The 26547-nt window shown below is 37.7% G+C and carries 31 protein-coding genes and 1 pseudogene; 15 read left to right on the top strand and 17 right to left on the bottom strand.

What is annotated here, in order from left to right:
• From AN490_RS15225 to AN490_RS15210, 4 genes are all read right to left on the bottom strand, one after another.
• A partial coding sequence (locus AN490_RS15225; protein ID WP_300004987.1) for an Rpn family recombination-promoting nuclease/putative transposase occupies window positions 1-568 on the bottom strand: 568 nt, incomplete at its 3' end.
• Between the two features lie 461 nt (window positions 569-1029).
• Entirely contained in the window at window positions 1030-1731 is a 702-nt protein-coding gene (locus AN490_RS15220) for a hypothetical protein (protein ID WP_300004984.1), read from the bottom strand.
• A 173-nt stretch (window positions 1732-1904) separates the two neighbouring features.
• Window positions 1905-3155, bottom strand: coding sequence for an FGGY-family carbohydrate kinase (locus AN490_RS15215; protein WP_300004981.1), 1251 nt, complete (start codon window positions 3153-3155; stop codon window positions 1905-1907).
• On the bottom strand, window positions 3133-3336 hold the full coding sequence (locus AN490_RS15210; RefSeq protein ID WP_300004978.1) for a hypothetical protein: 204 nt from the start codon (window positions 3334-3336) through the stop codon (window positions 3133-3135). Before AN490_RS15210 ends, AN490_RS15215 begins: the two co-directional genes overlap by 23 nt.
• Before the next feature lie 82 nt (window positions 3337-3418).
• Here AN490_RS15210 and psaM point away from each other — a divergent pair, with 82 nt between their 5' ends.
• Both psaM and AN490_RS15200 read left to right on the top strand, forming a co-directional pair.
• On the top strand, window positions 3419-3514 hold the full coding sequence (gene psaM, locus AN490_RS15205) for a photosystem I reaction center subunit XII (RefSeq protein WP_006196319.1): 96 nt from the start codon (window positions 3419-3421) through the stop codon (window positions 3512-3514).
• A gap of 243 nt (window positions 3515-3757) precedes the next feature.
• Window positions 3758-4168, top strand: a complete 411-nt coding sequence (locus tag AN490_RS15200) for a hypothetical protein (protein WP_300004957.1) — start codon at window positions 3758-3760, stop codon at window positions 4166-4168.
• A gap of 141 nt (window positions 4169-4309) precedes the next feature.
• Here AN490_RS15200 and AN490_RS15195 read toward each other — a convergent pair whose 3' ends face one another.
• The gene (locus tag AN490_RS15195) at window positions 4310-5020 is read right to left on the bottom strand and encodes a tetratricopeptide repeat protein (RefSeq protein WP_271823425.1); all 711 of its coding nucleotides are present in this window, start codon (window positions 5018-5020) and stop codon (window positions 4310-4312) included.
• Window positions 5021-5344: 324 nt separating this feature from the next.
• Between AN490_RS15195 and AN490_RS15190 the strand changes: the two genes are divergently transcribed.
• Window positions 5345-5521 carry a hypothetical protein gene (locus tag AN490_RS15190; protein ID WP_300004999.1) on the top strand — a complete coding sequence of 59 codons (177 nt, stop codon included), beginning with the start codon at window positions 5345-5347 and terminating at the stop codon, window positions 5519-5521.
• A gap of 414 nt (window positions 5522-5935) precedes the next feature.
• Window positions 5936-6046: pseudogene (locus tag AN490_RS15185) on the top strand (glutathione S-transferase family protein); the annotation flags it as partial.
• A 44-nt stretch (window positions 6047-6090) separates the two neighbouring features.
• Here the strand turns inward: AN490_RS15185 and AN490_RS15180 are convergent.
• From AN490_RS15180 to cofG, 5 genes are all read right to left on the bottom strand, one after another.
• The gene (locus AN490_RS15180; protein WP_148764895.1) at window positions 6091-6582 is read right to left on the bottom strand and encodes a YajQ family cyclic di-GMP-binding protein; all 492 of its coding nucleotides are present in this window, start codon (window positions 6580-6582) and stop codon (window positions 6091-6093) included.
• 72 nt (window positions 6583-6654) lie between these two features.
• Complete coding sequence (locus AN490_RS15175; protein ID WP_148764893.1) at window positions 6655-7071, bottom strand: MAPEG family protein; 417 nt, start codon at window positions 7069-7071, stop codon at window positions 6655-6657.
• 137 nt (window positions 7072-7208) lie between these two features.
• The gene (locus AN490_RS15170; RefSeq protein ID WP_015079960.1) at window positions 7209-7712 is read right to left on the bottom strand and encodes a hypothetical protein; all 504 of its coding nucleotides are present in this window, start codon (window positions 7710-7712) and stop codon (window positions 7209-7211) included.
• A gap of 97 nt (window positions 7713-7809) precedes the next feature.
• Window positions 7810-8676 (bottom strand): HpsJ family protein, encoded by an 867-nt coding sequence (locus AN490_RS15165; RefSeq protein ID WP_300004948.1) that lies wholly within the window; start codon window positions 8674-8676, stop codon window positions 7810-7812.
• A gap of 81 nt (window positions 8677-8757) precedes the next feature.
• A complete protein-coding gene (cofG, locus tag AN490_RS15160; RefSeq protein ID WP_300004946.1) occupies window positions 8758-9726 on the bottom strand; it encodes a 7,8-didemethyl-8-hydroxy-5-deazariboflavin synthase subunit CofG in 969 nt (322 codons plus the stop codon).
• 276 nt (window positions 9727-10002) lie between these two features.
• On the opposite strand from cofG, the gene psbA reads away from it, so the two are divergent.
• Both psbA and AN490_RS15150 read left to right on the top strand, forming a co-directional pair.
• Window positions 10003-11085, top strand: coding sequence for a photosystem II q(b) protein (gene psbA, locus AN490_RS15155; protein WP_300004944.1), 1083 nt, complete (start codon window positions 10003-10005; stop codon window positions 11083-11085).
• A gap of 386 nt (window positions 11086-11471) precedes the next feature.
• On the top strand, window positions 11472-12092 hold the full coding sequence (locus tag AN490_RS15150; protein WP_300004942.1) for a GNAT family N-acetyltransferase: 621 nt from the start codon (window positions 11472-11474) through the stop codon (window positions 12090-12092).
• A gap of 7 nt (window positions 12093-12099) precedes the next feature.
• Here AN490_RS15150 and AN490_RS15145 read toward each other — a convergent pair whose 3' ends face one another.
• Both AN490_RS15145 and AN490_RS15140 read right to left on the bottom strand, forming a co-directional pair.
• Window positions 12100-12351 carry a hypothetical protein gene (locus tag AN490_RS15145; protein ID WP_300004940.1) on the bottom strand — a complete coding sequence of 84 codons (252 nt, stop codon included), beginning with the start codon at window positions 12349-12351 and terminating at the stop codon, window positions 12100-12102.
• Window positions 12348-12794 (bottom strand): SRPBCC family protein, encoded by a 447-nt coding sequence (locus AN490_RS15140; protein WP_015078362.1) that lies wholly within the window; start codon window positions 12792-12794, stop codon window positions 12348-12350. Before AN490_RS15140 ends, AN490_RS15145 begins: the two co-directional genes overlap by 4 nt.
• Before the next feature lie 345 nt (window positions 12795-13139).
• On the opposite strand from AN490_RS15140, the gene AN490_RS15135 reads away from it, so the two are divergent.
• From AN490_RS15135 to AN490_RS15125, 3 genes are all read left to right on the top strand, one after another.
• Window positions 13140-13472, top strand: a complete 333-nt coding sequence (locus AN490_RS15135; RefSeq protein ID WP_148764888.1) for an RNA-binding protein — start codon at window positions 13140-13142, stop codon at window positions 13470-13472.
• Window positions 13473-13670: 198 nt separating this feature from the next.
• Window positions 13671-14585, top strand: a complete 915-nt coding sequence (locus AN490_RS15130) for a ribonuclease D (protein ID WP_300004937.1) — start codon at window positions 13671-13673, stop codon at window positions 14583-14585.
• Between the two features lie 310 nt (window positions 14586-14895).
• A complete protein-coding gene (locus tag AN490_RS15125) occupies window positions 14896-15738 on the top strand; it encodes a tetratricopeptide repeat protein (protein ID WP_300004935.1) in 843 nt (280 codons plus the stop codon).
• A gap of 220 nt (window positions 15739-15958) precedes the next feature.
• Here AN490_RS15125 and AN490_RS15120 read toward each other — a convergent pair whose 3' ends face one another.
• Together AN490_RS15120 and AN490_RS15115 are read right to left on the bottom strand one after the other, a co-directional pair.
• Window positions 15959-16330, bottom strand: coding sequence for a hypothetical protein (locus tag AN490_RS15120; RefSeq protein ID WP_300004933.1), 372 nt, complete (start codon window positions 16328-16330; stop codon window positions 15959-15961).
• A gap of 98 nt (window positions 16331-16428) precedes the next feature.
• The gene (locus AN490_RS15115; RefSeq protein ID WP_300004931.1) at window positions 16429-17796 is read right to left on the bottom strand and encodes a hypothetical protein; all 1368 of its coding nucleotides are present in this window, start codon (window positions 17794-17796) and stop codon (window positions 16429-16431) included.
• Between the two features lie 233 nt (window positions 17797-18029).
• On the opposite strand from AN490_RS15115, the gene AN490_RS15110 reads away from it, so the two are divergent.
• Entirely contained in the window at window positions 18030-19538 is a 1509-nt protein-coding gene (locus AN490_RS15110; protein ID WP_300004929.1) for a UbiD family decarboxylase, read from the top strand.
• 173 nt (window positions 19539-19711) lie between these two features.
• Here AN490_RS15110 and petE read toward each other — a convergent pair whose 3' ends face one another.
• Window positions 19712-20131 (bottom strand): plastocyanin, encoded by a 420-nt coding sequence (gene petE / locus AN490_RS15105; protein ID WP_300004927.1) that lies wholly within the window; start codon window positions 20129-20131, stop codon window positions 19712-19714.
• A gap of 292 nt (window positions 20132-20423) precedes the next feature.
• Window positions 20424-21017, bottom strand: a complete 594-nt coding sequence (locus AN490_RS15100; RefSeq protein WP_300004924.1) for a thylakoid membrane photosystem I accumulation factor — start codon at window positions 21015-21017, stop codon at window positions 20424-20426.
• Window positions 21018-21330: 313 nt separating this feature from the next.
• On the opposite strand from AN490_RS15100, the gene AN490_RS15095 reads away from it, so the two are divergent.
• A complete protein-coding gene (locus tag AN490_RS15095; RefSeq protein WP_300004922.1) occupies window positions 21331-22674 on the top strand; it encodes a Mur ligase family protein in 1344 nt (447 codons plus the stop codon).
• 59 nt (window positions 22675-22733) lie between these two features.
• Here the strand turns inward: AN490_RS15095 and AN490_RS15090 are convergent, their stop codons facing one another.
• Complete coding sequence (locus tag AN490_RS15090) at window positions 22734-22898, bottom strand: hypothetical protein (protein ID WP_300004920.1); 165 nt, start codon at window positions 22896-22898, stop codon at window positions 22734-22736.
• On the opposite strand from AN490_RS15090, the gene AN490_RS15085 reads away from it, so the two are divergent.
• From AN490_RS15085 to AN490_RS15070, 4 genes are all read left to right on the top strand, one after another.
• Window positions 22885-23157 (top strand): hypothetical protein, encoded by a 273-nt coding sequence (locus AN490_RS15085; RefSeq protein WP_300004919.1) that lies wholly within the window; start codon window positions 22885-22887, stop codon window positions 23155-23157. The two genes, AN490_RS15090 and AN490_RS15085, sit on opposite strands and share 14 nt — an antisense overlap.
• 106 nt (window positions 23158-23263) lie before the next feature.
• Window positions 23264-24262 carry a zinc ABC transporter substrate-binding protein gene (locus tag AN490_RS15080; RefSeq protein WP_300004916.1) on the top strand — a complete coding sequence of 333 codons (999 nt, stop codon included), beginning with the start codon at window positions 23264-23266 and terminating at the stop codon, window positions 24260-24262.
• 132 nt (window positions 24263-24394) lie between these two features.
• On the top strand, window positions 24395-25474 hold the full coding sequence (locus AN490_RS15075; protein WP_300004913.1) for a trypsin-like peptidase domain-containing protein: 1080 nt from the start codon (window positions 24395-24397) through the stop codon (window positions 25472-25474).
• 140 nt (window positions 25475-25614) lie between these two features.
• Window positions 25615-26178, top strand: a complete 564-nt coding sequence (locus AN490_RS15070) for a COP23 domain-containing protein (RefSeq protein ID WP_300004910.1) — start codon at window positions 25615-25617, stop codon at window positions 26176-26178.
• Window positions 26179-26547: the final 369 nt, after the last annotated feature.

Below are 26547 nucleotides of genomic sequence, written 5' to 3'. Positions count from 1 at the left end.
TTAATTGTGAAAATTTGGACAATAAAACAGTCTCCAACAATTCTATAATACCTTGTTTTTCTCTATCATTCTCAACTTCTGTCTTAGTTCTGTCCAAGAGAGTTTTAACTAATTCCGGTGCTTGTACTTCCTGACTGACAATCAACTCAATTAACCCCATACCAATTGAACCCGGTGGTAATTCATCTAAATAAATTCGTTTAATTCTCCCACTATTAATAAATTCTTGTTGATAAGCAGTCAATTCTCCTACATCTAAACTCCGTTTCGCAAATAAAGCTACCCCCTGCCAATCTTGTACAGGTTTAAATTGATTGAGATAGATGTTGATTTCTGCGATTAATTCCCAGTAAAAATCCGGTTTGGGTTGAAATTGCACTTCTACAAAATAGATGGGTTTTTCTACACTATCTGCCATGAAAATCCCATCAAATCGAAATGCTTTTTCTTTCACTTCCACAGAGGTAAATTTATAATCTCTGGCATTTTCTGTAGGTTCTCCCAGAATTTCAAATAATAGGGTGTGAAAAGTGAGGAAGATTTGATAAAATATTGTGTCTGTGTGCATTATTCCTGATCTTGAAATTTCTTAATTACTTATTTATCTGCTGATTTTAACCATCTTTCCCAGTTCTCCATCTACTGTAATTGCATCATCATCCTGAGATACAAGATAACGTCTTGGTATTTTGATTATGAGGACAAATTTTATTTTCTTATTTCCCTGCTTGGAGGGATTTATTTGGGAAATAATTATCTTGATAAATAAAAACCTTATTACCCGAAACTCGGAACACTGTCAACCCCCCTAGCTGAAATTACCAAAACTCGTTACATTATTGATAAAATTCTCAATAATAATGAGAATAAACCCCCAATAATTGAGAATGTTCTTTTTTGCCAAAATCCCATACAAATAACTTATATCTTAATAACAAGATCCCCGACTTCTTTGATTAATGTTGTGATTTATCAATATTTAATTTAGAAGTCGGGGATCTAAATCGGTTGAACAAAAATGTTTGATGCTTAAATTTTAGTAACTTGAGGATCTAAAACAATGCGTGTACCAGTTATATCTACATGATAAGTCCAAAACTGGCTTTTAACTTTAACAATTACTTCCCAACCTTTAATGGGATCAAAATTTTGAGCGCAGACTTCACCAAAATTAAAAACGCAGGAATTACTAAAAGTTTTCTGAATTGACTGGGTAATTTTCAAAGAACTTACTGCTAAACCAGAACGTTTAGAAGCATTACTCAAAACCGCATTAGCAATTTTTTTTGGTAATTGATTACTGCTAATTTTCGGATCTAACAGAATTTGTGAACCGGATTTATTCACATGATAAGTCCAAGATTGTTCTTTGACTTGCACAATTACAATCCAACCGGGAATAGGATTATATTCCCTTGTGCAAACTTCCCCAAATTTGAAAGCACAGGGATTACTAAAATTGGTAGATGTAACTTGAGTAATTTGCAAATCAGAACTTTTTATCCCAGAAACTCTAGAAGCATCCCTTAGCACTGCTTGAGAAATAGATTGAGGTAAAGTATTGTGGTTTAATTGTGACTGTTCGGGATTTTTAGCATTTGCAGATGTACTATTTTCAGTGACATCTAAACCACAGGCAAACAAGCTGGTAATAATAAGCATGAAGACAAAAACCTGCGGAAAACTGCGATTACGGTACATTTCAGAAAATAGCTTGGTAATTAATTTCATAATGATGTCAATTAACGAGTTAGTTATTTTATCTTCTTATACCAATTTTATGTGAAACCACACAGAATTATCAAATCCATTAATTCATCTGCGTTTATCTGCGTTTATCTGCGGTTAATTATTATTAAAATCTTATTCTAGATCCATTATTAGACTTGAATGAGATTTAATTTTTAACTAATTTTTCTCATCGCTAAAAGTGCCGTTCCATAAGCTGCTTCTGTATTTTTGGATGAAATAATTGGTACTTTTAAATAACGTTGACGAATAGCCGTCCAAGTAGAATTAGCAGCACCACCACCTGCTGTATAAATATGAGTTAAAGGATCTGCACCTAAACTTTGTAATAGTTCATATCCTCTAGTTTCTATTCTAGCCATACTTTCTAATAAACCATGTAGAAATTCTTGAGGTTGATCTGGACGTGGTTCTAGTCTGGGTAATAATTGGGGATCATTAATGGGAAAGCGATCGCCTGGTTTCAATAATGGATAATAATCTAACACACTGGCTTGAGTTGGATCAATTTCCGCACTTAACCTCACCAACTCAACATCGCTGAAAAAATGCTTCAAAATAGCACCACCCGTATTAGATGCACCTCCAGTTAACCACAAATCTCCTAAACGATGGCTATAAATTCCATATCGCGCATCTTCAATTCTATGCCGACTTAAAAGTTTTAGTACCAAAGTTGAACCGAGAGAAGTTACCGCTTCCCCCGGAAATTTAGCTCCACTGGCTAGAAAAGCCGCAATACTATCTGTTGTGCCAGCAACCACTAAACAATCGCCTTTAAAGCCAAAATCGGCCGCAATCTGAGGAAGTAATTCACCAATGGCTGTACCCGGCGCTAAGACTTGCGGTAACTGGAGGGGAATTTTTAGCTGTTCCAACCATGCTGGATATTGCAATTTTTCCACGTCATAACCCAATTTTAAGGCGTTGTGGTAATCGCTAATACCTAACTTTCCATGCAAGAGAAATCCCAGCCAATCGGCTTGATGCAATAAATATCTGGCTTTTGCAAAATCAGGTAATTCTTGCATCCAGAGGAGTTTCGCTAGACTAGATGTAGCACTTAATACAGTGTGATTTGCTGGCGCAATCCTGCTCAATCGTTCTAAAACCACTGCACCCCGACCATCATTGTACAATAGTGGCGCGTCCACAGGCTTTCCAGCCCCATCAGTCAGTAAAATAGTGGAAGAAGTCCCATTAATAGCGATCGCTCCGATTTCCCCCCTTAACACCCCCGGAATTTGCCCTAATAGACTCCATAAAGCCTGTTGCCAACATTGAACCCAATCAACAGTCCCAACCTGCCAACAATGGCGCATTTCGGACAGAATCCGACCTTCTTCATCAATTACCACACCCCGTGCGCCAGAAGTACCAAAGTCAATACCAAGGGATAAAGTCATAAATTAAGGGAAGTAGGGGAGGTAGGGGAAGTAGGGGAGGTAGGGGAGGTAGGGGAAGTGGGGGAAGTAGGGGAGGTAGGGGAGGTAGGGGAGGTAGGGGAGGTAGGGGAATATTTCTTCCCAATGACAACGGACAATGAACAACTGACAAATCCCCAGTTTTTGTTGCATCTTGTAACAAGATGTTTCCTTATTTTGGCAAAACAGGGAAAAGTAGTAAACGAAGTCTTGAAAATCAAGTTCAACTTAGGAGGATTTCCATCATGCCTATCTCAGATACCCAAGTTTACATTGCCTTAGCTGTAGCGCTAATTCCAGGAATTCTAGCTTGGCGTTTAGCTACAGAACTATACAAATAACACCAGTGTAACGCTGTTACAGGTGCTTAATCCATAAGTAGGAGTAGATTTCAAATACTTGTAGTTCTAAACTATGGGAATTTTAGAAATCGCCCCTACTTTAGTAGGTAATATTTTATTCATCTTCATACTTGTATAAATTTCCAGAAAATGGAGTAATATGGCAGCTAAATTAAGCCGCAATTAGCACCTGTTTGCTTTTGACGGTAATTACCGTAAATCAGCGAGTTTTTTGTTAGCACCATGAATGCGTTTCAACCATCTAAACCTCCTCTACAGCCCGTAGAACAACGCCGAACTGTACCAAGACCTAAACGACATTTACGCCAACGTGCTTATCAAATAATGGCACTGGAAACTACAGCCAAAGTAGCAGTTAATATAGTTATTAGTGCAGCAGCAGTATCTGCTTTAGTACAATTATTACCTTATCATTGGTCACAACAGGATAAGTTGCGAAGAGTTCGTACCGAAGTAAAAGTTATGGAAGGGCGTGTGCAAAACTTGCAGACAGAATTTACCCGCAACTTTGATCCTGGGGAAGCTAAAAGTATTATGCAACAAAAATCATTTCGCTTTGACCCTAATCAGCGTCCAGTTATATTGATGAATCAAGAGCAGACTGGAACGGAACAATCTAACTCAGTTCCATAAAAGTGCAGAAAATATATTAATCATCACGGTTATTAGGGTGACTACCAAATGATACAACTTTATATTTAGTCATGAAACTCAAATTTTTGAGTCAGTTTTACCAATTGAATGCTAAAACTCTGAATTAAGCCATCTACTAAATTAGTCTTCAAAAAAGAGCAACTCGTTTAACCAGTTTTCGATTTGTAACCGTAAGCGATAACCGGAAACATCTTGATGATTTACAGATGGTAGTTCTGCCAATGCGCGACGATAATTCGCAATTGCACAATTCCAATCACCCCAGAGATGATAAGTCCGTCCCTGTTCCGCCCAAATGTTGCCTTTGAGTTGACCAAACAGCATGGCAATTTCTAAGTTTTCAATAGCTTCTGCATAGTCTCCCAAGTCGCGTAAAGTAATACTACGATTAATCCAAGCCCGAACATGATGGGGATTTAGATCTAATGCTTGTTCATAATCAGCCAATGCGGCTGTTAATTCACCACAAGCAGCGTAATAATTAGCCCGATTATTGTAGGCACTAGCTAATTTAGAATTTAAATCTAAAGCTTTGTTATAATCAGAGATAGCTTTTTGGCTATCACCACTTTGAAAATAAATCAGCCCTCGGTTATTGTAATCGACCGCATTTTCGGGATGATGGTCAATCAGGTGACTTAACAGTGCGATCGCTTTAGTATAATCCCCTTGTTGTGCTAACTTCAAAGCACAAGAGCGTAAATAACGTTCTTCCAACATTGATTCATTACCATCCTGTAACGGCGCACATTGATGACAAGGATTGTTTTGATCAGAAAGACATACTTGATTGTTTTGAATACCAGAATTTAAAAAAGAGTGCTTATTCATACTTTGCCTATTTGGTTTACTTGGTTTGTCAAATAAAGTTACAGTTTTTGTGTCCTGATGACTCTAGGATGATTGAAGGACGTGGATTTTACATCCAACAACAGATGAGCCATAAATCTAATAATGTATACTTCATACCCAAGTTCAATTCCCGAATCAGTAAAATTCTGAAGAATTGAAGTGTAAATTTTAATGATCAGGGGAAGAGGGAAGAGGGAAGAGGTAATAGGCAATAGGCAATAGGCAATAAGAGTTTTACCAATGACAACGGACAACTAACAACTAACCAACCCCTATTTACCAATTCTAGAAGAGACATTTCTCATGACAACAATAATTGCTTATGCTGATGCTACCGCTTTCAATACTGATGAATATATTATGCTTTATTTAGCTACGTGCTTATATAAAGAAGATGGGGAAGTGGATCAAATTGAAGTGATAGAACCCATTCCTACAGCCGCATTAGAAGCTATCTGTAAACAAATTCCCACATCTTAAATTATTCGATAGAGCGCAAACGGGTACTAAATGCGGCTAGAATTGTCACCTAAAAATTTTTAGGATTTTTAGGTGTTAATGTCTTTTAAGCCGGGGATGAAAGCTACAAGAGGGGATTTATCCCCCAGCGACCTGTGCTATACTACTTGTAACAGGAAAGGTAATCAACCTGTATAAAAACCTAACTGCCTAACGGTAATCTGTACCTTGACAATTAAATCTATGTGGTTCTACTGCATTGTTCTAGTTTCCTTCTAGCAGTAGGTAAAAGATTTATAGGGCAACTACGGTCGGGCAGACCGAAAGTTAACGCTTGGGGAGAGTCCCACCTCTGAGCTAGATAACGCAAGGAGTCTAGTTTAAGTGGTCTCGTTGAACCAAGAATCCCCGTGTCTTTAGACCGGGGAGTGTCAAATTCCCATTATGCTCAAATTAGATTTGAGTGCTTACCCAGCAGTCGTGAATTATATTCAGTCTATATCTGAACGTCCGGCATTTCAAAAAAGTATTGGGGGACGGAAGTAATTGACAATTAATAATTGACAACTGTTAGTTGTCAATTATATTTTCTAGCGATAATTTGTAAATTGCAAAGCGACGGGGAAATCTTCTTGTTTAAGCCGTTGAATCACGAGTTGTAAGTCATCTTTTGATTTAGCTATCACTCGCACAGCGTCACCTTGAATTGAGGCTTGCACCTTTTTAATTTCGTCCCGAATTATCTTAGAAATTTGTTTAGCAATTTCTTGGCTAATGCCTTTTTTCAGGGTAATTTCTTGACGAACACGGCTACCGCTGGCAGATTCAACTTTGCCAAATTCAAAGATTTTTTGAGAAAGATTCCGCTTGGCGGCTTTTTCCCGCAGGATGGTATGGACAGATTCTAAGGTAAAGTCGCTGTCAGTACCAACGGTAATTTTTTCTTCGCTTAATTCGATTGTGGTTTTAGTATCTTTAAGATCGTAACGGCTTTTAACGTCTCTGATGACTTGATCAATAGTATTAACTAATTCTTGTCTATCAAAGTCGCTGACGATATCAAAGGAAAAAGAAGCAGCCATAAATAAAATTGGTAATTGGTAATTGGTAAGAGAGAAGAGGCAAAATTAAAAATCCTTATTCCCTCAGCTTAATTATTTAACTTGCATGAGACTGAGGAAAAACAGAGTTCCCGAACTAAAAGAAGCAATACCAAACATTAGTGATCTTAACAAAGGTATATTTGCAATATAGAAAATAGAGTATAGCAAACGGGCAATCAGAAAAGCGATCGCTGCATTCACTCCTTGGGGAGAATTCACTCCAGTGACATAAGCCATTAGTGCGGCTGCGGCAAAAACCATAAACCCTTCAAAGGAGTTTTCATGGGCCCATGTTGCTCGTTGGGCATAGGGAGGCAACTTGTCAAACATGGCGCGAGGTGCAGACAAATCATATCCTACTTGCACTCTAGCAAAAGCTACTAATAAATAGGGTAGATAAATGAGAATAGCCGCAACGACAATAGAGGATAAAAAAATAGCAGGTACTGGTAATAGAGATAAAGACATTCAACTAATTTAATAGGGTACTTGGTCAGGTATTGATCATTTTTGTCAATGGATAAGGGGTAATTTAGTGAAATCATTACCCTTTACCCAATGATTTTCCATCTCTATCATTAGCTTTGCAAAAACTGCCGTTCACTCTAGTCAAAGTAGAAGAGTGTTACCACTTTTCGCTGGTCTTCGGCATCACTACAAGTTTGTAGCAAAGTGCGACTATCGTGAAATGCAAAGCAGATTAGTTGTTGACAACGAGAGACGATTTCTTTGTTACATAGGTAACTCGCTTCAGCTAGGGACAAGTTATCATTACTGGGGTTTTCCACTAAGTGCATAACCTGTTCTAATTGCTGGCGCGATTCTTGGGGTTGACGTTCCAAACTTTGGGGTAAAATGACCGTGAGTAAGTTGGGATCAGCCTTGGTTGCGCCCCGGATGGCCGCAGAGTTTGTGCCTGTAGCACCAGAAGTAATGATGCGGTTGCCTGATAGAATCAGGGCATAAGTCATCATTTCAATGAGGTTCTGATGGGTAATTGGCACATGACGAGAACCTAGCAAGGCAATCCGCTTGGAACCTGTTTGCTGGATGGTTGCTAGTTCTTGGGCTAAGGTATCGAGTTTAATAGTATCTATTGACTGACTCAAAGATGAAGATCATGAGATTAAACAACCTAGACATTCTACCAAACAGCGTGTACATAGGATACTAACTAGGGTTACATTATTATTTGTTAGCAAATTACTAACGAGCTACTAAACCTCTAGAACTACTTTTGAAAATACCCATACCTCTTAATCCCCTCCAGCCGATGACGATATAACCAATTGACAATAATAAACTATTAATACCAGTTCGCAATTCCTTCCAGGCATCTTCCTGGGTTTTCTGCAACTGTTGTTGTGTTTGAGTCTGAATTTGGTTAAGTCTTTGGGTTGCTAGTTTTTGAGGGTCTGTTTGCTGGGCGATAAAATTATCAAGAGAGTTAAGATTTGTTTTATACTGCTTAAGTAGATCCTTCTGTGCCTCAGGTAATTGACTATTACTAAGTGCCTGATTATACTTTTCGTCATCCTTAACCAGTTCATTTAGCTGGGTTCTGAGTTGCTCTTTTAATGCAGCGCGTTGTTTCTCTAGAGATGCTTTTACCTGATCATTACCAAGTTGATTTTGGAGTTGTGCTAATTGATTTTTCACTTGGTTTTCTGACTGTTCCGCTTCTTTCTCAATCCGTGCTAACCCCTCTGCCTTTACTTGATTGACGTTACTCAGATGTAGGGGAAAAATCAACAAAAATATCAGTCCTAACAAACTAGAGAGGATAAAAATTGGCAATTTTAGACCAGAAGACGAGGAACGACTACTTTCACTAGATCCACTAGATTTACCAACCCAGTATGCAATTAGAATTGCTCCCAGACCAAGCAATGGTATAATACCCTGATCTACAAGACTTCTGCACAAGTTAACTTGCCAGAGTTTATCTGTAAATTGGAAAGGGAATAAAAAAAATAGACAGTCTACAGAGAAGAACAATATACAGATTATACCTATTAACTGGAGCAAGAAGGATGTGTTAGAGGATGTGTTAGAGGATGTATTAGTAGCCATATTGGTTTACAGTGTGAATATATTAAATTAATTAGCATATTTAATGTTACAGGATTACCCGGTAAGCGTAAAGCTCAGTGTCTAGAGCTTAAATCTTTCTCGCCATTCTTCTACATTTTGTCGTAAACCTGCACCCAACCAATCATCAAACTGGGGATACAGTGGTAAACGTGGTACTAACTCCCAGCCCCCAGATTTTAAGATGTTTCTGAGTTCCTGTTCCTGTAAATGGGGATAATCAGGATTAACTTCATCCTTGGGACCTATTCCCCCTAAATCCCTCGCTCCAGCGGCTATACAAGCAAGTAACCAATTTTCATCTTTAACTAAATTGGGGGGAATCTGTATTGTAATGTCTGCTGGTAAAATTTCCCGCGCTTTGGCGATAACTTCTGGTAATTGATGGGGATTAAATGGTGGTGCGTCAAAGCTTTGCAGAGTTCCGGGGCTATGGGGTTGGAGAATTACCTCTTGAATATGATGGTAATGTGCATAAGATTCAGAAATAGCCGCTAAAGTCTCCCACCAATCAGCCTCAGTTTCCCCTATTCCTAAAAGTAACCCTGTGGTGAAGGGGATTTTTAGCTCTCCTGCCCATTGTAATTGTTGCGATCGCACTTGGGGTAATTTACTTGGTGCATGACGATGGACTGTATTTAATAGTTTTGGTGTCAACTGCTCCAACATTAACCCCATTGACACATTCACCGTTTTCAGTTTTTGCATTTCTACCCAACTCAGTGGACCAACATTGGTATGGGGTAAAAATCCCATGTCTATTGCTAAGGCACACAAATCATAAATTCGCTCAAACCAAGCTTCCCGTCTGGCTGAATGGGGATGAACTTCACCGCTCAAGATGAGGATTTCACAGACATTTTGTTTTTTAAGTTGTAAAAAAATCTCTTTAGCTTCCCCAAGGGTCAACCAAGGACTTTTACCCGGTTCTGTGCGGAAATTGCAATAAGAACAGCGGTTAAAGCACTCATAAGTGGGAACAATAGTATAAGCAGGGCTATAGGTAACAATATTTTGACTAGATAGAGACATATATAGTAGGGAGCAGGGTCTGCGCCCAAAAATGCAGGGGTTCATGAATGAAGTAGGGAGTTGCGTTCCAAGAAAATTAGAAATTATCACAAAAATAATTAATGCCTGAAACCCCCAGCCTGTCTACAATATAACCTTTTCTATGACCCAATTTTCTAGATTTATTAAAAAATATTACGAAAACCCCTTTACAAATCGAAACATAAGGCTTAATATAAATTCATGAGGTAGAAACACCTACCAAAACATACATAACTCAAACGCAATTATAAACACATGACAACCACCTTACAGCAGCGCGAAAGTGCTAACCTATGGAATCGCTTCTGCGAATGGATCACCAGCACTGACAACCGTTTATATATCGGTTGGTTCGGAGTATTAATGATCCCTACCCTCCTCGCTGCAATTACTTGCTTTGTAATTGCATTTATCGCTGCTCCTCCCGTGGACATTGACGGTATCCGCGAACCAGTTGCAGGTTCTCTACTCTACGGAAACAACATCATCTCCGGTGCAGTAGTTCCTTCCTCCAACGCTATCGGTTTACACTTCTACCCTATTTGGGAATCTGCTTCTTTAGATGAGTGGTTGTATAACGGCGGTCCTTACCAGTTAGTAGTATTCCACTTCTTGATCGGCGTATTCTGCTACCTCGGTCGTGAATGGGAACTTTCTTACCGCTTAGGAATGCGTCCTTGGATTTGCCTAGCATTCTCCGCACCTGTAGCTGCTGCTACCGCAGTATTCCTAATCTACCCAATCGGTCAAGGTTCATTCTCTGACGGTATGCCTTTGGGTATCTCTGGAACATTCAACTTCATGATCGTGTTCCAAGCTGAACACAACATCTTGATGCACCCCTTCCATATGTTAGGTGTAGCTGGTGTCTTCGGTGGTTCTTTGTTCTCCGCAATGCACGGTTCACTTGTGACTTCTTCCTTGGTTAAAGAAACAACCGAAAACGAATCACAAAACTACGGTTACAAATTCGGTCAAGAAGAAGAAACCTATAACATCGTTGCTGCTCACGGTTACTTCGGTCGCTTGATTTTCCAATACGCTTCCTTCAACAACAGCCGTCAACTACACTTCTTACTCGCTGCTTGGCCTGTAATTGGTATCTGGTTCACAGCTTTGGGTGTTAGCACAATGGCTTTCAACTTGAACGGTTTCAACTTCAACCAATCCGTCATGGATTCTCAAGGTCGTGTCATCGCTACATGGGCTGACGTAATCAACCGCGCTAACTTAGGAATGGAAGTAATGCACGAGCGTAACGCTCACAACTTCCCTCTAGACTTGGCTGCTGCTGATGTTGCTCCTGTTGCTTTAAGCGCTCCTGCTATCAACGGTTAATAACTAGAGTCTAGTTAAATAGAAAACGCTCTCCAACTATGGGGGGCGTTTTTTTGTGTTCATTAGGACTTACGCAAGTGTCACACTAAAAATCTGTTGTAGGGTGCGTCAGACTGCATAAATCCTGTAAGAGTGTTCCTGTTCCAAACAATAAATGATCCAAACCCTGTGATTGCTTCGCTACACTTTGTTTCACTCGCAATGACAATTGGGCATTTTTTTCCTTGGAAGACTCTTATGGTGAACCGATTGTTGCACTTAAATCATACTTGACATCGCCTTTTACTGATGTTGATATCATTGAAAAGCTTTTTAGTCGTTTGGAAGAAGCTTGTTCTGAAATATAATTTCTCTAAGGACTCTAACAAATTACTGGAGAAAAAAACATGGTTTATATTGTACCTTTCAATAAGAGTGATTTAGAATCAACTATCCGTTGTATAAGTCACTCTTTTACCCAAGAAACGATGTCTCAAGCATTAGGTATTGATGTGAATAGTTACGTTTCCTTTGCTGAAATAGTTTCTCAAAGAGCAATACAGTATCAGTTATCTTTAGTTGCTAAAAATGAAGATTCTGGTGATGTTGTTGGTTTTAGTATATTGGAAGACTTTTTAGCTGAAACTCCTAACTTAGAGGATGTTGACTCCCGATTTCTCCCCATTATGAATGTTGTTGATGAACTTAAAAAATGGTATATCAATAACTATGCTATAAAATCAGGAGAGATTCTATATATATCCATGACTGGAGTTGATGAAAAGTACCAAGGCCAAGGAATTGCTCATCAACTTATGGAAGAAACTTTTCAGGTAGCAAGAAATAATAATTACAAAGGCATAATTGCTGAATGTACAGGAGCTAGTACTCAACATATATGTGCCAAACATGGTTTCAAAGTAGTTAAAGAGATAGAGTATAAAACTTTTCTTTATAATGAAGAGCTAGTGTTTAAAGATATTGAAAAACCTTCTGGTTGCCAATTGATGCTCAAAACTTTTGATTAGCTTGTGCTTATTTTCTAAAAAGCAATCGCTTTTGGGGTGTGGGGGTGCGATCGCTTGTTGGGGATGTTGGGAGTGCGATAGCGAAGCGCGACCTAGGTGTTCCAAACAATAAATGATCCAAACCCTGTGATTGCTTCGCTACACTTTGTTTCACTCGCAATGACAATTGGGCATTTTTTTCCTTGGAATACTCTAAATAAACAGATTGTTGATGTTTGACGCACCCTACCAATGTGCTAGTTGCGTAAGTCCTGTTCATTTTTCACATTCGCGTTTAGTCACATAATGCCGATAGCGAAACATTGCTTCTAGCTGTGTTTGCACTAACCAACCACTGATAAATTCTATTCCATCACCACCAGGCATAGAATAAGTAATATTATCGGTTAATTTAGTTTTGCCATTTTCTTCTGTAAACTCATGACGATGTACCCAGGACTCAAAAGGTCCAGATATCTGTTCATCGGTGAACAGACGATATTCTTCATAGTCTGTGTGCCGCGCTAACCAAGTTAAGGGTAAAATACCCAAAAAAAGCCGAAATTCTGTAATTGCACCGGCGGATAGTCCTCCTTCCCGTCTGACTATTTGTACAGGTTGCCAAGGTGGGGTGAGTATTTGCAATATGTCTGGTCTTTCGTGGAATTTCCAAACTACTTCTATTGGTGCGTTAATAATTGAGGAATGTTTAAAGTGCAACATGAACAAAGAAACCTAAAATTGAGCCTTTAGATTCAGTCTTGATAATTTTATCAGAAAATAGGCTGAAACCCCCGAATTAACCCCTAAAAATCCTTCAACTAAGTATAACGAGAGAATGCCATAAAAAGCTGATGCTGCCATTGCTAATTAAGGTATAAAAAAAATATTTTATAAACTTTTTGAATTTACTGCCTAGATATCTATTTTCTATGCCATAATGGGAGTTGAGAAGTAATTCGGTGGACCACGTTTGTTTTTAGTATTGATAGGCTTTTTCCCTTTGGTATTTACAGACTTTTCTCCGAAATCTAAATCTCTACACTCTTATGATTTTGGAGAAAATCTATGTCAATTTATGTAGGCAACCTCTCTTATGAAGTTACCCAAGACGGTTTGAGCGAAATTTTTAAGGAGTATGGCAAGGTAAAACGTGTTCAGCTACCTACCGACCGGGAAACTGGTAAAGTTCGCGGTTTCGGTTTCGTGGAAATGGAATCAGATGCAGAAGAAGAAAAAGCCATTGAAGCGCTTGATGGTGCTGAATGGATGGGACGTGATTTAAAAGTGAACAAAGCTAAACCCAGAGAAGAACGTAGTTCTTTCGGTGGTGGAAACCGTAGCGGCGGTGGTGGCCGTAGTGGCGGCTATGGCGGTGGCGGCGGTGGAAACCGTTACTAATATCCATAGACCAAAGCTTAACAAATATCCGCATCTAGGATAATTAGGTTGAATAGAAGTTCAGGAATTAATACCTGAGCTTTTTTTAATGGAAAATTTTCTATAAAAATAATGATGATGTAGCACTTGCCAGCATGATTAGTCATAAAATGTTACTTTGGGAAGCGATAACTAATTTACACTTCCTGACATTTACCAATGCCTTATCTTACTGCTGCGAGGGAAATTCGTTCCTTAATTACTGAATATACCACAGCTAAAACTTTATGGATAGATACAGAAGTTGCTGATTATAAAACTCGTAATCCAAGATTATCACTGATTCAGGTGTTGGCTAATCCTGAAGATATGACTGGTAATAGTGTTTATTTATTAGATGTTCTCGATAAATCAGATGTAATTGCTGATTTTGTGGAGAGGATTATGGTTAATGATGCTATTGAAAAAGTTTTTCATAATGCTGGTTATGACGTGAAATATTTGGGAGCTAAAAAAGCTAAAAATATTACTTGTACTTTGGAAATGGCGAAGAAAATTCCCGTCTATTTACTACCATTACCTAATTATCAATTGAAAACCCTAGCTACTAAACTTTGTAATTTTCATGATATTAATAAACAAGAGCAAACGAGCGATTGGGGAAAAAGACCATTAACTGAAGAACAGATAGAATATGCTTATCTTGATTGTATTTATTTAGCTCAAGTACATTTACGATTATTAGAATTAGAGGCAAACTTAAAGATAGATCCAATTAGGGAAGATCTAAGTTTATTGACTGCTAGATATATAGAAATTGAACAGCAACAAAAAATAATCAAATCAGAATTTGAGCATTTACAAGAACGGGTAAAACAAGCGATGTTAGTCCAGAATATTTCTGAAACACCATCTTGCAAACTTACAAGTTATGAGCGAAAAACTATCAAGACTCAGTTTCAGGAATTGGTAGATTTGGTAGAAAATCAAGGTGTTGATTTAGATTTTACAATTACTCTAACCGAAGATATTCGCAAAAATTTGGGGGTAAATTTGGAAAAATTGACTGTAAATGTTGATATAAATACTTATTGGAAAATAACGCATAAAAATCAAGAAAGTGAGGAATACTGAGAAACTCTGTGAACTAGTTTTGAGTCTATTTCCTGATACTGGTATGGATATTTTTCTCAAATTGCTAACAAAATTAACAGAATTATCAACGGTAGTCTAGTAATAATACAAATATAGCTATCAGGGATTTTTTTTAGTATTTAGTAATATGCGGTGATTGGCTGGATAAATTTATTTATTTCCGATAACTTCAGGGAATTTTATCATTTGAATTGAATATTAATCAAAAAGCGAGAGTATTTCCTAAGTAAGTAAGTAAGCAATTTAGTGAATGATTTACTCCAGGTATAATGGCGATTTATAGTAAATTATGAAATGGCAGTTATTGAGACACAAACACAGAGAAGTAAACAGAGCATTCACTATAGCGATGGTTACTATTTTTAGCGGGATTATTTGCGTTTCTTGCAGTAATAATCAAGATGTTTTGGTGACAGAAAGAGGAGCAAGTCCCCCAAATCCACAGATAGGGAGAACCTCTAAAGCTGGGGAATTTTATGTTCAGGGACAAACTCAACATCTTAAAGGTAATTACCAAGCGGCTATTGCTGCCTATAGTAAATCAATTAGTCTGAATCCTCAATATGCACCAGCATTTAAAGGTCGGGGGTTGGTTTATTTTGATACTGGTAATAAAGAGGGAGCGATCGCGGATTATAATCAGGCATTGGGTCTAAATTCTCAGGATGCGGAAGCGTACAATAATCGTGCTAATGCTTTTGTATCTATAGGAGATTACAGAAGAGCGATTGCGGATTATAATCAAGCAATTAGTATTACGCCTAAATATGCCGAATTTTACAATAATCGAGGTAATGCCCGTGCAAACCAAGGTGATAAGAATGCGGCGTTAGAGGACTACACTCAAGCAATTCGGATCAATAAAGAATATGCTGTAGCTTATAATAATCGGGGTAATGCTTACGCATCAAGAGGAGAACCACAAAAAGCAATATCGGATTATAATGAAGCAGTTCGCATTAATCCTAACTTCGGTGCTGCTTTCAATAATCGAGGTAACGCCTATGCTGCAATTGGTGATAAACGGGGAGCATTAAAAGATTTACAACGGGCAGCAGCGATTTTTGATAAGGAAGGAAATAAGGATTTATATCAACAAGCGATGAAAAATATTGAGGAATTGGGGAAGTAATTGATAGTATCTTATTTAAGTATTCCCCATCAAGAGGCAAAAATCTCAAATATCTACTGAATTTCACTCTGTTTTTGGCTTGTGGTTAGGTTTGGCTGTAGCCTAGTTCGTAAATAGTTGAAACTAACGATTAAATTTTTATATTAAATATCCCCGACTTGTGCTAAAAATCAGGGATATTATTTTTATGAAAATTGAAACCAAAAACATCGAAGTTACTTTAGTTAGAAGTAGGATTTTTTATCTCTCTTTCTAAAGCTTGAACTTGTTCCAGAGATAATTCCGTAACTTCAGAAATTTGTTGTAACCTCATACCAATTCGCAACAAATTTAAAGCTAACTTTTTGGTCGTTTCAGCTATTCCTTTAGCTTCGCCTTTAGCTTCACCTTTTGCAATACCTTTAGCTTCACCTTCTTCCAGAATTTCTTGATATATCACTGATTCTCGCATAATCTCACTCCTGAAAATCTTCCTAATTACATCTTTTTTTAACACAATACCTGCTAAAACTGCACTAGCAGCAGCTATATTTCCTTGTATCTTTTGATCTGTAATGGCTGCTACTGCTTCTCCTACTTGGCTTAATACCATACATGAGAGATTGTTGAAAATAGCAAGTCTTGATATTTTACCATATCAAACTCCAAAAATATTTAGGGTTTAGCATTGCTAAACCCCTACAAAATTAACTAACTAACTGCTAATGACTTCTTACTGTAATATTCGGTTTGCGGGTAAACGCTAATAATGGTATTTCCAACTTCAAAAAATGTCCCTGCTTGTTCATGTTTAGAAAATTGCAAATGGGGATATTTAGCAGCTAATTCATCAGCAGTCATGGCTTTAGCTGATATTTTATTTGGTAAAAGTCCTGTCGCCCCAATGTAAAATACCATAGGGGAAATATTTTCTTGGTAAGTTTGCTCAACATAAGCTGCTAATTTTTGGTAAGCTGTTGTCATAACTGTAATCAAATCTTCTCCATTGACAGATTTACCAGCGTGTTGAGCATATAATAGCAACGCTAAACGATGATCACCAACTTTATGGAGAATTTCCCCTACTTTACCACTGATATTAATTCCCAGAAAGTCGTCAAAAATGGGTTTCATCAAATCATCAACTTTAGTCAGTTTCATTCTTGCTGAAATGGCTTTTTGTCGAAAACCGATATTTTGATTTAACCCCATTTCTAAAGTTGGTTTAGGGAAAATCTCCCCAGTTTCTTTGTCATAAACCTCATATCTTCGCGCTAAAAATTGATTAGCAGCATATAATTTACTCAAATTGAGAATATCCTGATTACCAAACTCAATTTTATAACTGATATGAGAATCAATTGTATCTGGATATTCCTGAGTTTTAGGAAAATTCAGATAGAGATTTTTTGACAAATAATGTTGTTTTAATTCCTCTACCTGATTACTCACAAATACATCTGATTGATGGCGTAAATAAGCAGACAAAATACTCATAACAACTTTAATTTCTGCTAATTGAGTAAATAACCCATCAATACTACCAAACTTGATATTAACAGGAACTAATGGTAAATTATCTAACTGAATTATATATTCAGAATTAAAATCAAACTTGTCAGCAATAATTACACCTTTAGTTTGCAATAAATCAAATACTTTCTTGTTGCTGATTTTGATATTTAAAGCAGAAACATGAACTTTTCCATCTTTAACAATGGTATAGTTATTAAAATTATCCAAATCATGAGCCAGCAAACCCGCAACTTCAGTGATATGGGTATTATCTTCAGATTTTACCAGCTTAACCTTCCGGCTTATCAACATATTAATAGTAGCCGTATTGCGATTTATAGCAAATACACCCATTTGCACAAAATCACCAGCATAAACATCCTCAGTTTGTAACCAAGGAGTAATCAAATCACCATCAATATTTCTCGCACCTCTCACCCGTTTAATACCAGTTCGGTGGTAATCTTCCTTTAACTTATGTAAATTCAAAATGATATTTTGACGATATACCGATAAAATTTGGATAAGTTCTAACAGGGAAATCTGGTGATTTAACTTCGACATAAAACCCCCTAACTTTTATTAGGTAAAAACTCAATTTTCCTCTCCCCGTCTCCCTTAGGGTTCACCAGTCGCCTACGGAGGGAAACCCTTCTACAGCGCTGGTTCACTGCGACTCTGCGTGAGGAAAATCCATATTTCCCTCATTATAGTATATTCGTACTAAAAAGTCAAATTATCTGAATGAAGACTAAGATAAAAATAGCTTTACACTTCTTCATAATTAAAACAAAACAATGGCGAGAGATTTACGGGGATTCATTAAAATTCTAGAAGGAAGAGGACAATTAAAGCGAATTTCGGCTTTAGTTGACCCAGATATGGAAATTGCAGAGATTTCCAACCGAATGCTGCAAAAAGGTGGTCCAGGCTTAATCTTTGAAAACGTCAAAGGTGCATCTTTCCCCGTTGCGGTAAATTTAATGGGGACAGTGGAAAGGATATGCTGGGCTATGAACATGGAAAAACCAGAAGAGTTGGAAACCCTGGGAAAGAAGCTGAGTATGCTTCAGCAACCCAAACCACCCAAAAAGATTTCCCAAGCCATAGATTTTGGTAAAGTGCTGTTTGACGTAATCAAAGCCAAACCGGGAAGGGACTTTTTTCCCCCTTGTCAACAAGTGGTAATTGAAGGGAATGATTTAGATTTAAATAAGTTACCTTTAATACGTCCTTATCCGGGAGATGCCGGAAAGATTATTACGCTAGGATTGGTAATTACCAAGGATTGTGAGACGGGAATCCCCAATGTCGGTGTGTATCGGTTACAGCTACAATCTAATAATACGATGACCGTACACTGGCTATCGGTGCGGGGAGGGGCGAGACACTTGCGGAAAGCGGCAGAACGTGGTAAAAAGTTAGAGATTGCGATCGCTCTGGGTGTTGATCCTTTAATCATTATGGCAGCAGCCACACCCATTCCTGTAGATTTATCAGAGTGGTTATTTGCTGGATTGTATGGCGGTTCGGGAGTCAACTTAGCCAAGTGTAAAACCGTAGATTTGGAAGTTCCCGCAGATTCCGAGTTTGTTTTAGAAGGGACAATTACACCGGGGGAAGTTTTACCAGATGGACCCTTTGGCGACCACATGGGATATTATGGCGGTGTGGAAGATTCGCCTTTGGTGCGGTTTCAGTGCATGACACACCGCAGAGATCCAATTTATCTTACCACATTTAGCGGTTTGCCACCGAAAGAAGAAGCCATGATGGCGATCGCTCTTAACCGGATTTACACCCCCATTTTACGGCAACAGGTCTCAGAAATAGTTGATTTTTTCCTGCCAATGGAAGCGTTAAGTTACAAAGCCGCAATTATTTCCATAGATAAAGCCTATCCTGGACAAGCACGACGAGCAGCTTTAGCGTTTTGGAGTGCGTTACCACAATTTACCTACACGAAATTTGTGATTGTCGTTGATAAAGATATCAATGTTCGTGATCCTCGTCAAGTTGTTTGGGCGATAAGTTCCAAAGTTGATCCTACCAGAGATGTATTTATTTTACCAAATACTCCCTTTGATACTTTAGATTTTGCTAGTGAGAAATTAGGGTTAGGTGGGAGAATGGGAATTGATGCCACTACAAAAATTCCTCCAGAAACAGAACATGAATGGGGTGAACCATTAAAATCAGATATTGATATTGCTGCAATGGTAGAAAGACGCTGGCAAGAATACGGTTTAGCTGATTTACAATTAGGAGAAGTTGATCCGAATTTGTTTGGTTATGATATGAAGTAATACCCACACTTTCCCTTCTCTATCAGGAGGGGAGTGTGATTTTAAAATTGAAAATTTGGAGAACATAACCATTTTATCTACAATAATAAAAGTATTTTTATGTCTTTATTGTCTATCAAAAGGATTGCTTTTACCATCCCCATCTATTCACAGGGATGGTTAATAGCTATATATTAGCCTTCAACAGTGATTTTACCAACCATGCCAGCACCACGGTGGGGTTGGCAATAAAAGGTATAATCACCAGCAGGAGCGTCAGCAGGAAAAGTGGTTGTTTGTTTTTGTCCGGGATTTAGTAATAACTTTGTATGGGATAAAGCTTTCGCTAATGCTTTGTCATGAGCGGGGTTTTTAGCAGAATCAAATACAACGTTGTGGGGAGGAACTTTGTTGTTTATCCATTCAATAGTGTCACCAGGCTTAACAGTCAACTGCTTTGGTTGAAAAGCCAACAAGCCTTTATCACTACCTAGCTTAACTGTGTATGTTTCCGCAGATGCAGTAGGGGTAAATACCGCAAAGCTACCAAAAATTACAATAACTGTTAATACAGCTAGGCTTAAGCGTCGCAAAGTTGCTGCGATAGATTTCATGGTTCTGTCCTGTGGAAGTATGTTTATTTTTCTGATCTCATTTTAAATACAATCAATGCCAAATATGACAGGTTGTCATATATTTATTTTTCTAAATTTCCTAAAGGTTAGTTTAAATTACCAAAATAGGGTATGCAAATATCTGCGAGAATGACTGCGCTAAAGCAAAGAGTAACGCACTAGTTTCGGTCAAATCAGAATTGCAGGTTACTAAATTTGCGTTCCCGAGAGACGTTCCAGAGAACGTCCCTACAAGGGTTCTAGGAAACGCACATTTAATTTTTGGAGATATCTATTGATCTTCTAACTGACTACTGAATTCTCTCGGTGAACGTTGTTTTAACTCGACTGACTCAGTGCGGGGTAATAAGTCAAATACTTCTCTCAATTTGTCGTCTATTTCCTCAAAAGGGACTTGACCTTTTTTATTGAAAACTACCTTACCCGACTGGTCAAAAACTACAACTTGAGGCACACTTCCTCCATAATAATATCCTGGTTCATTCGGTTGATAGGTTTTGTCAGCTAAAAGAGTATCAACGCTGATAGGAATGATTTCTGTTGCGCGGCCATAGAATGCTTGCATTTCGGAAACAACCGGCGCATATTTTTTGCAATCGCTACTGTCATCAGTGTAGAATGTCACTATCGCTGGTTTATGTTCTGCTAATGTCTGAGCTAGTGTTTCTTTGGAAGGAACTAGAGAACCATTACCAGCATAAATTACAAAAATATTGCCATCATATCGGTCATCTTTAATACCTGCTAATGCTGGCTGCATACTAATTACGAATAGACAAACAAGCAGCAATAAGCATTTTGACACTAACTGGCGACCGTTAGCAATTATTTGAGTTTGTAAAAAAAGCCACTTTATGCTATTCATTAACAGAAACCTTGTCTTTGCTACTATTTTTTGTGAGTTTGTGCTGAACTGATGTTAACTGGTTTGGATAATAATCACACCCACGCACTATTTTTTAAGATAACCTTTACATGGTGTTTTCAGAGAAAAAATTATTTGTTAGTGAGACTATACTCATTTTGATGCTATCTTTTCTAATTAGTTAAACTTACACGAAATGAAGATGAAGTTCTATAGAATAAGATTTCTGGAATAATTGACCGCAGATAAACGCAGATAAACGCAGATAAATACGGATGAAATTCTTTTTGCAATTATAGGTTATTTATAAATCATGACTGTAGGTAAGAAAATAAAAGTTATAGATAGACTCCGCTTGGGTTTTGCGGTATCAATGGCCAAAAGTGTCACGTTTTTGGTGAGGTCACTGGGTCTTGGTGCTGCTAGTGTTTTACCCGGTTCGATTGCGCGACGGATAGAACCTCGCATTTTGGAGTTATTGAGTCAGCAAGTGAAAAATGGGATAATTCTCATTGCGGGGACGAATGGAAAGACGACTACTGCTTTACTATTATCCACTATTTTAGAACGGAAGGGTTTCCGTGTTGCCCATAATTCTACAGGTGCAAATTTAGAAAATGGGTTAGCAACGGCTTTAATAGACAATGCTAATTTATTGGGAAACCTCAATGTAGATTATGCAATTTTGGAAGTTGATGAAAATATAGTTCCCAAGGTTTTAAAACCGCTACAACCTCGAATTATTCTTTGTTTAAATCTGTTCCGTGACCAATTGGATAGATATGGGGAAGTGGATAGTATTAGTAAGCGGTGGACTAAGGTGATTGCTACTTTACCCGCAACAACTGTAGTTATTCCCAATGCTGATGATCCGACTTTATCCTATTTGGGTCAACAGTTACCCCAAAAGGTTTTATTCTTTGGTTTAAATGAACCTAAAAATTATTTAGAAGCTATTCCTCATGCTGTGGATTCTATTTATTGTCCTAGCTGTGGTCATGCTTTAGATTATCAAGGGGTTTATTTGTCCCATTTGGGAGATTTTACTTGTCCTAGTTGTGGTTTTACTAAAAGTCAACCCGCATTATTAAGCCAGGAATGGTCACAAATTCTTGTGGGTTTGTACAACAAATATAATACTTTAGCCGCAGCCACAGCAGCAAAAGAATTAGGAGTTGATGAAGTTAGTATTAGAGATGGAATTAATAATTTTCAAGCTGCTTTTGGTCGTGCAGAAGATTTGGTAATTGATGGTAAACGGGTGCGGATTTTATTATCAAAAAACCCTGTAGGAACAAATGAAACTATTCGCGTCGTCACTGAAAGTACCGATAAAACTACTTTATTGGTGTTGAATGACAGAACCCCAGATGGTACTGATGTATCATGGATTTGGGATGTGGATACAGAAAAGTTGGTAGCACGGGGTGGAACGTTGATTGTCAGTGGCGATCGCGTGTATGATATGGCTTTACGTCTGCGTTATAGTCAGGAATCTCTGGACAGTGACATCAATCTGATTGTAGAGTCAAATTTGCAGCAAGCGATCGCTACTGCTCTAGAGCATACACCAGCAAATGAAACCTTACACATTCTCCCCACCTATTCAGCCATGCTAGAAGTCCGAGAAGTATTGACTGGTAGAAAAATCCTCTAATAACTAACAACTGTACGGGCGAAGCATTTGGAGAACTATTTTTGGCAATGACCAATAATTTATCTTCCAAATGCTTCGCCCCTACTGACAACTGACAACTGTACGGGCGAAGCATTTGGAGAACTATTTTTAGCAATGACCGATAATTTATCTTCCAAATGCTTCGCCCCTACTAACAACTGACAACTGACAACTGACAACTGACAACTTATGAAAATAGTCAAACTGATTTTGCTGGCTTTTCCTATGTTTTTAGCATCTCTGCTATTGGTAGTTAACCCAGCACACGCTTCTAAATTCAAAGCTGCACACGCTGTCCAAATGATTGTGGTGACATCTACTCAAGCAAATTTTGATATAGCTACACCGCAAATAAATAGCATCACACATTCTGTAATACAACAAATTGGTTGCAATTGCACTAATTGTGTTCAAGCTAATTTACAGAAATTACAAGGTAAGTTACCTATGGCTGGAATTTAATAAATTAGAACAATAAATGTTTTACAAGACACAGCAAGTCTGTGTCTTTATTACTTTATATAATTATTTCTGGACTTTTTAATATATTCATCAATTACAATCAATTATGTCAGCAAAAAAACTATCTACATATTTATTGAAAACTACCATTTTAGGTTTAATGGTTGGTTTATCTGGATGTGGAAATAAACCTATTAATACAACATATAATACCACTAATAAAAATATTAATAATAATTTACCCTTTGTAGTAGCAACTAATAGCGTAATTTGCGATTTAACAAAACAAGTTGCTGGAGATACAATTAATCTGATTTGTTTAATTCCTCCTGGGATAAATCCCATAAATTATAAACCCATTCCAGAAGATAATCAAGCCATTAAAAATGCTAATTTAGTATTGTATCATGGTTATAATTTTGAACCAGGGTTAATTAGAATTATTGAAGAGATTAAAAAACCTAAATTAAAAATTGCCGTTGCTAAAACTATGGGTGTAAATTCCATCCAAATCAGAAAAAATGGTAAGCAAATGATTGAACCTCATGTTTGGCATAATCCTAATAATACTATCAAAATGGTAGAAATAATTAATAGTAGTTTAGTTAAATTAGCACCAGAAAATAAAAATATTTATAATAAAAATACCAAAAAAGTAACTAAAGAAATTAATCAAATTAATAGTTGGATTAAAGGCAGATTAGCTAGTATTCCCGATAAAAATCGGAAATTAGTGACAACAAATTCCGCCATGATTTATTATGTCAAAGCTTATGATATTCCCTATTCAGTCAATTTAGGTAACGTCAAAAATACAGGAAAATTGACAGATACAAAAGTCATGAATTTAGCTAGAGATATTCAAAAATATCAAGTACCAACAATTTTTGCAGATACAAATACCAATTCTAATTTACTCGCACCTGTAGCGACAGCAGCGAAAGTAAAGGTTTTTCAAAGACCACTTTATATTGACGGACTAGGTGAACCAGGAAGTGACGGAGAAACCTATCAGAAAATGATGGCTGCTAATACAAGAATCATTGTAGAAGGATTGGGAGGAACATATTTGAAATTTGAGCCTAAAAATTCTCGAAATAAATAGCTACTGGATTTCCATAGAAACAAAATATTTGTTACTTACGTCTAATCACTAAGTTGCTGCCACAAGTAATGCTACGCTTGAAATTTATACAGCATTGGATTGGGTGTAATGTTACCAGGGAACACAACTAATATGAAGCATCTATCGTACCGATATGGTATTTTGACGCTGTTTTCTATGTTTAACCTCATGGGTATGACTAGCAATAACAGCGTCTTGGCGTTACCAGAGGGGGACATAGCAAATCAAGTTTGCACTAAAGGAGGGGCTGCTGTTGTCACCGTTAAAAATGGTAATGGACATGGTAGCGGTTTTCTGGTCAGTCAGGATGGTTTAATTATTACCAATGCTCATGTAGTTGATGGTGGTCCTAGCGTTGTCACCGTGGCGTTTCGAGATGGTAAGCAAGTACCCGCCGATGTGATCGGTTTTGCGAGGGGTGGAGTGGATTTAGCGGCTTTAAAAATCCAAAATCGCAAAAATTTACCACATTTGAATTTAGCTCGTCCTGGGACAGCAAAAGTGGGTTATCAAGTATTTGCTATTGGTAGTCCTCTTGATGCTGATAACCGTGATACCTGCACTCAAGGAAATATTAGCCGCATTCGTCCAGATGGAATTATTCAACATACTGCAACTTTGAATCTGGGAAACTCTGGCGGACCATTATTAAACTCCAAAGGGGAAGTTATTGGTGTCAATACCAGCGTGGCTACATCTTTTGTTCTCGATAGTGAAGGTAATCCCATTGGTCGGACACCAGGGGGAACTGGAATTAACCTTTCTCAACCGGGGGAAAAAGTCAAATCTTTTTTAGCAGATATTAGACAAAAAAAAGTTTCTCCCGTATCAACTTTAGATAAACCAAAAGAAAACTCTGTAGAAACTATTGCACTTGATGGTCAAGTAATTAATGGTACTTTAAATGGCAGTCCTGATTATTATACATTTTCAGGTAAAGCAGGACAAAAAGTTGTGATTGAGATGAATAGTCAGAAGATTAATTCATTTTTAACTTTAGCTCAGGTGATAGAATCTGCTAACGGAAAAGAGTTGGAAAAAGTTGCTGAAAATGATGACAAAGGAGCAGGTAATTTTAATGCTGAAATTGTCACCACTTTACCAGCAGATGGCATTTATTTAATAGTTGCCAAATCTTCACAAAGGGGGGAAACTGGTAGTTATAGTTTACGCGCAACTGTCCAACAGTAGGTTGGGTTGACAAAGGAAACCCAACATTCATAAACGATAAAGTTCTAACCTTGTTGGGTTTCGCTATCGCTCTACCCAACCTACATTTTGACTACATTTTGACAATCAACATCAATTTTTTAATCAAGGACTCAAAAATCATGAAATTACAATCATTCTGCACTGCATTGGGATTAACAGCTTTAACATTAAGCGTCAGCACATTTCCTGGTTTTAGTCAAGATAATTCTTCTGCAAATCAACCAAATCAAGTGACTTTCTTCTGTCAGGAAGTATTTGATTCAGCCAGTGGTGAAAAAATTCCGGCTACAGTTGCTTGGATTCCCGAACGTCAAGCTCATGTCCGGTTTATTGGTTGGAAATCTGAAGCTTTTCCGCAATGGAGTCCTAAAAAACGTTGTCAAGTCGTCTCTGAGAAGTTTCAAAAATTTCATGAAGCAGGCCTTTTGAATTACCTAACAACTGGTAAAAACAAAGGTTTTCCTGTGATTTGTGTTGCGAAAACTAATCAAGAAACTTGCAATGGAAGCAATCAATTGTTTACCCTAAAAAATGGTAGTGATCCTGAATTAGTTTTAAAACAACTTGTTAATATAGCCGTGGGGACAAGTTCAAAAGAAATTCTACAAAGTACAGGAGGTAAAACGTATGTCAATGTGGGTAATTATTTGCAGAATGCACCCGTTGTTAATGTGGAAAAATAGGCGATAAAATAGCCGAGCCGAGTCATTTATCCGGGGAATAAATTTCCCGTCTTAGAGGGTGTTTGAAAAGTTATGGTTGATGTATCAAATATTTTTTACCCCACCGATTTTTATTGTTTCCCCCCTTTACAAGGGGAAAGGGGGGTAGCAATGTGATGAAAATTACGGAATACCACTTTTCAAACATCCTCTTATAGCCTAGTCATTTATCCGGGGAATTAATTCCCCGTCTTATAGCCTAAGTCGGTTAAAACCGACTGGGAATTAAGGACGGAAATTGATTGACAACTATTTGTAGATAAACATCTATAAATTCCCCAACCCATTACCAAAATCTGATAAGATGCCCAAACAACATCTTACCAATTA

Origin of the sequence: Anabaena sp. AL09, from assembly GCF_001672255.1 — a bacterium.
Lineage (GTDB): Bacteria > Cyanobacteriota > Cyanobacteriia > Cyanobacteriales > Nostocaceae > Dolichospermum > Dolichospermum lemmermannii.
This window is presented reverse-complemented; position numbering and strand designations above follow the sequence as displayed.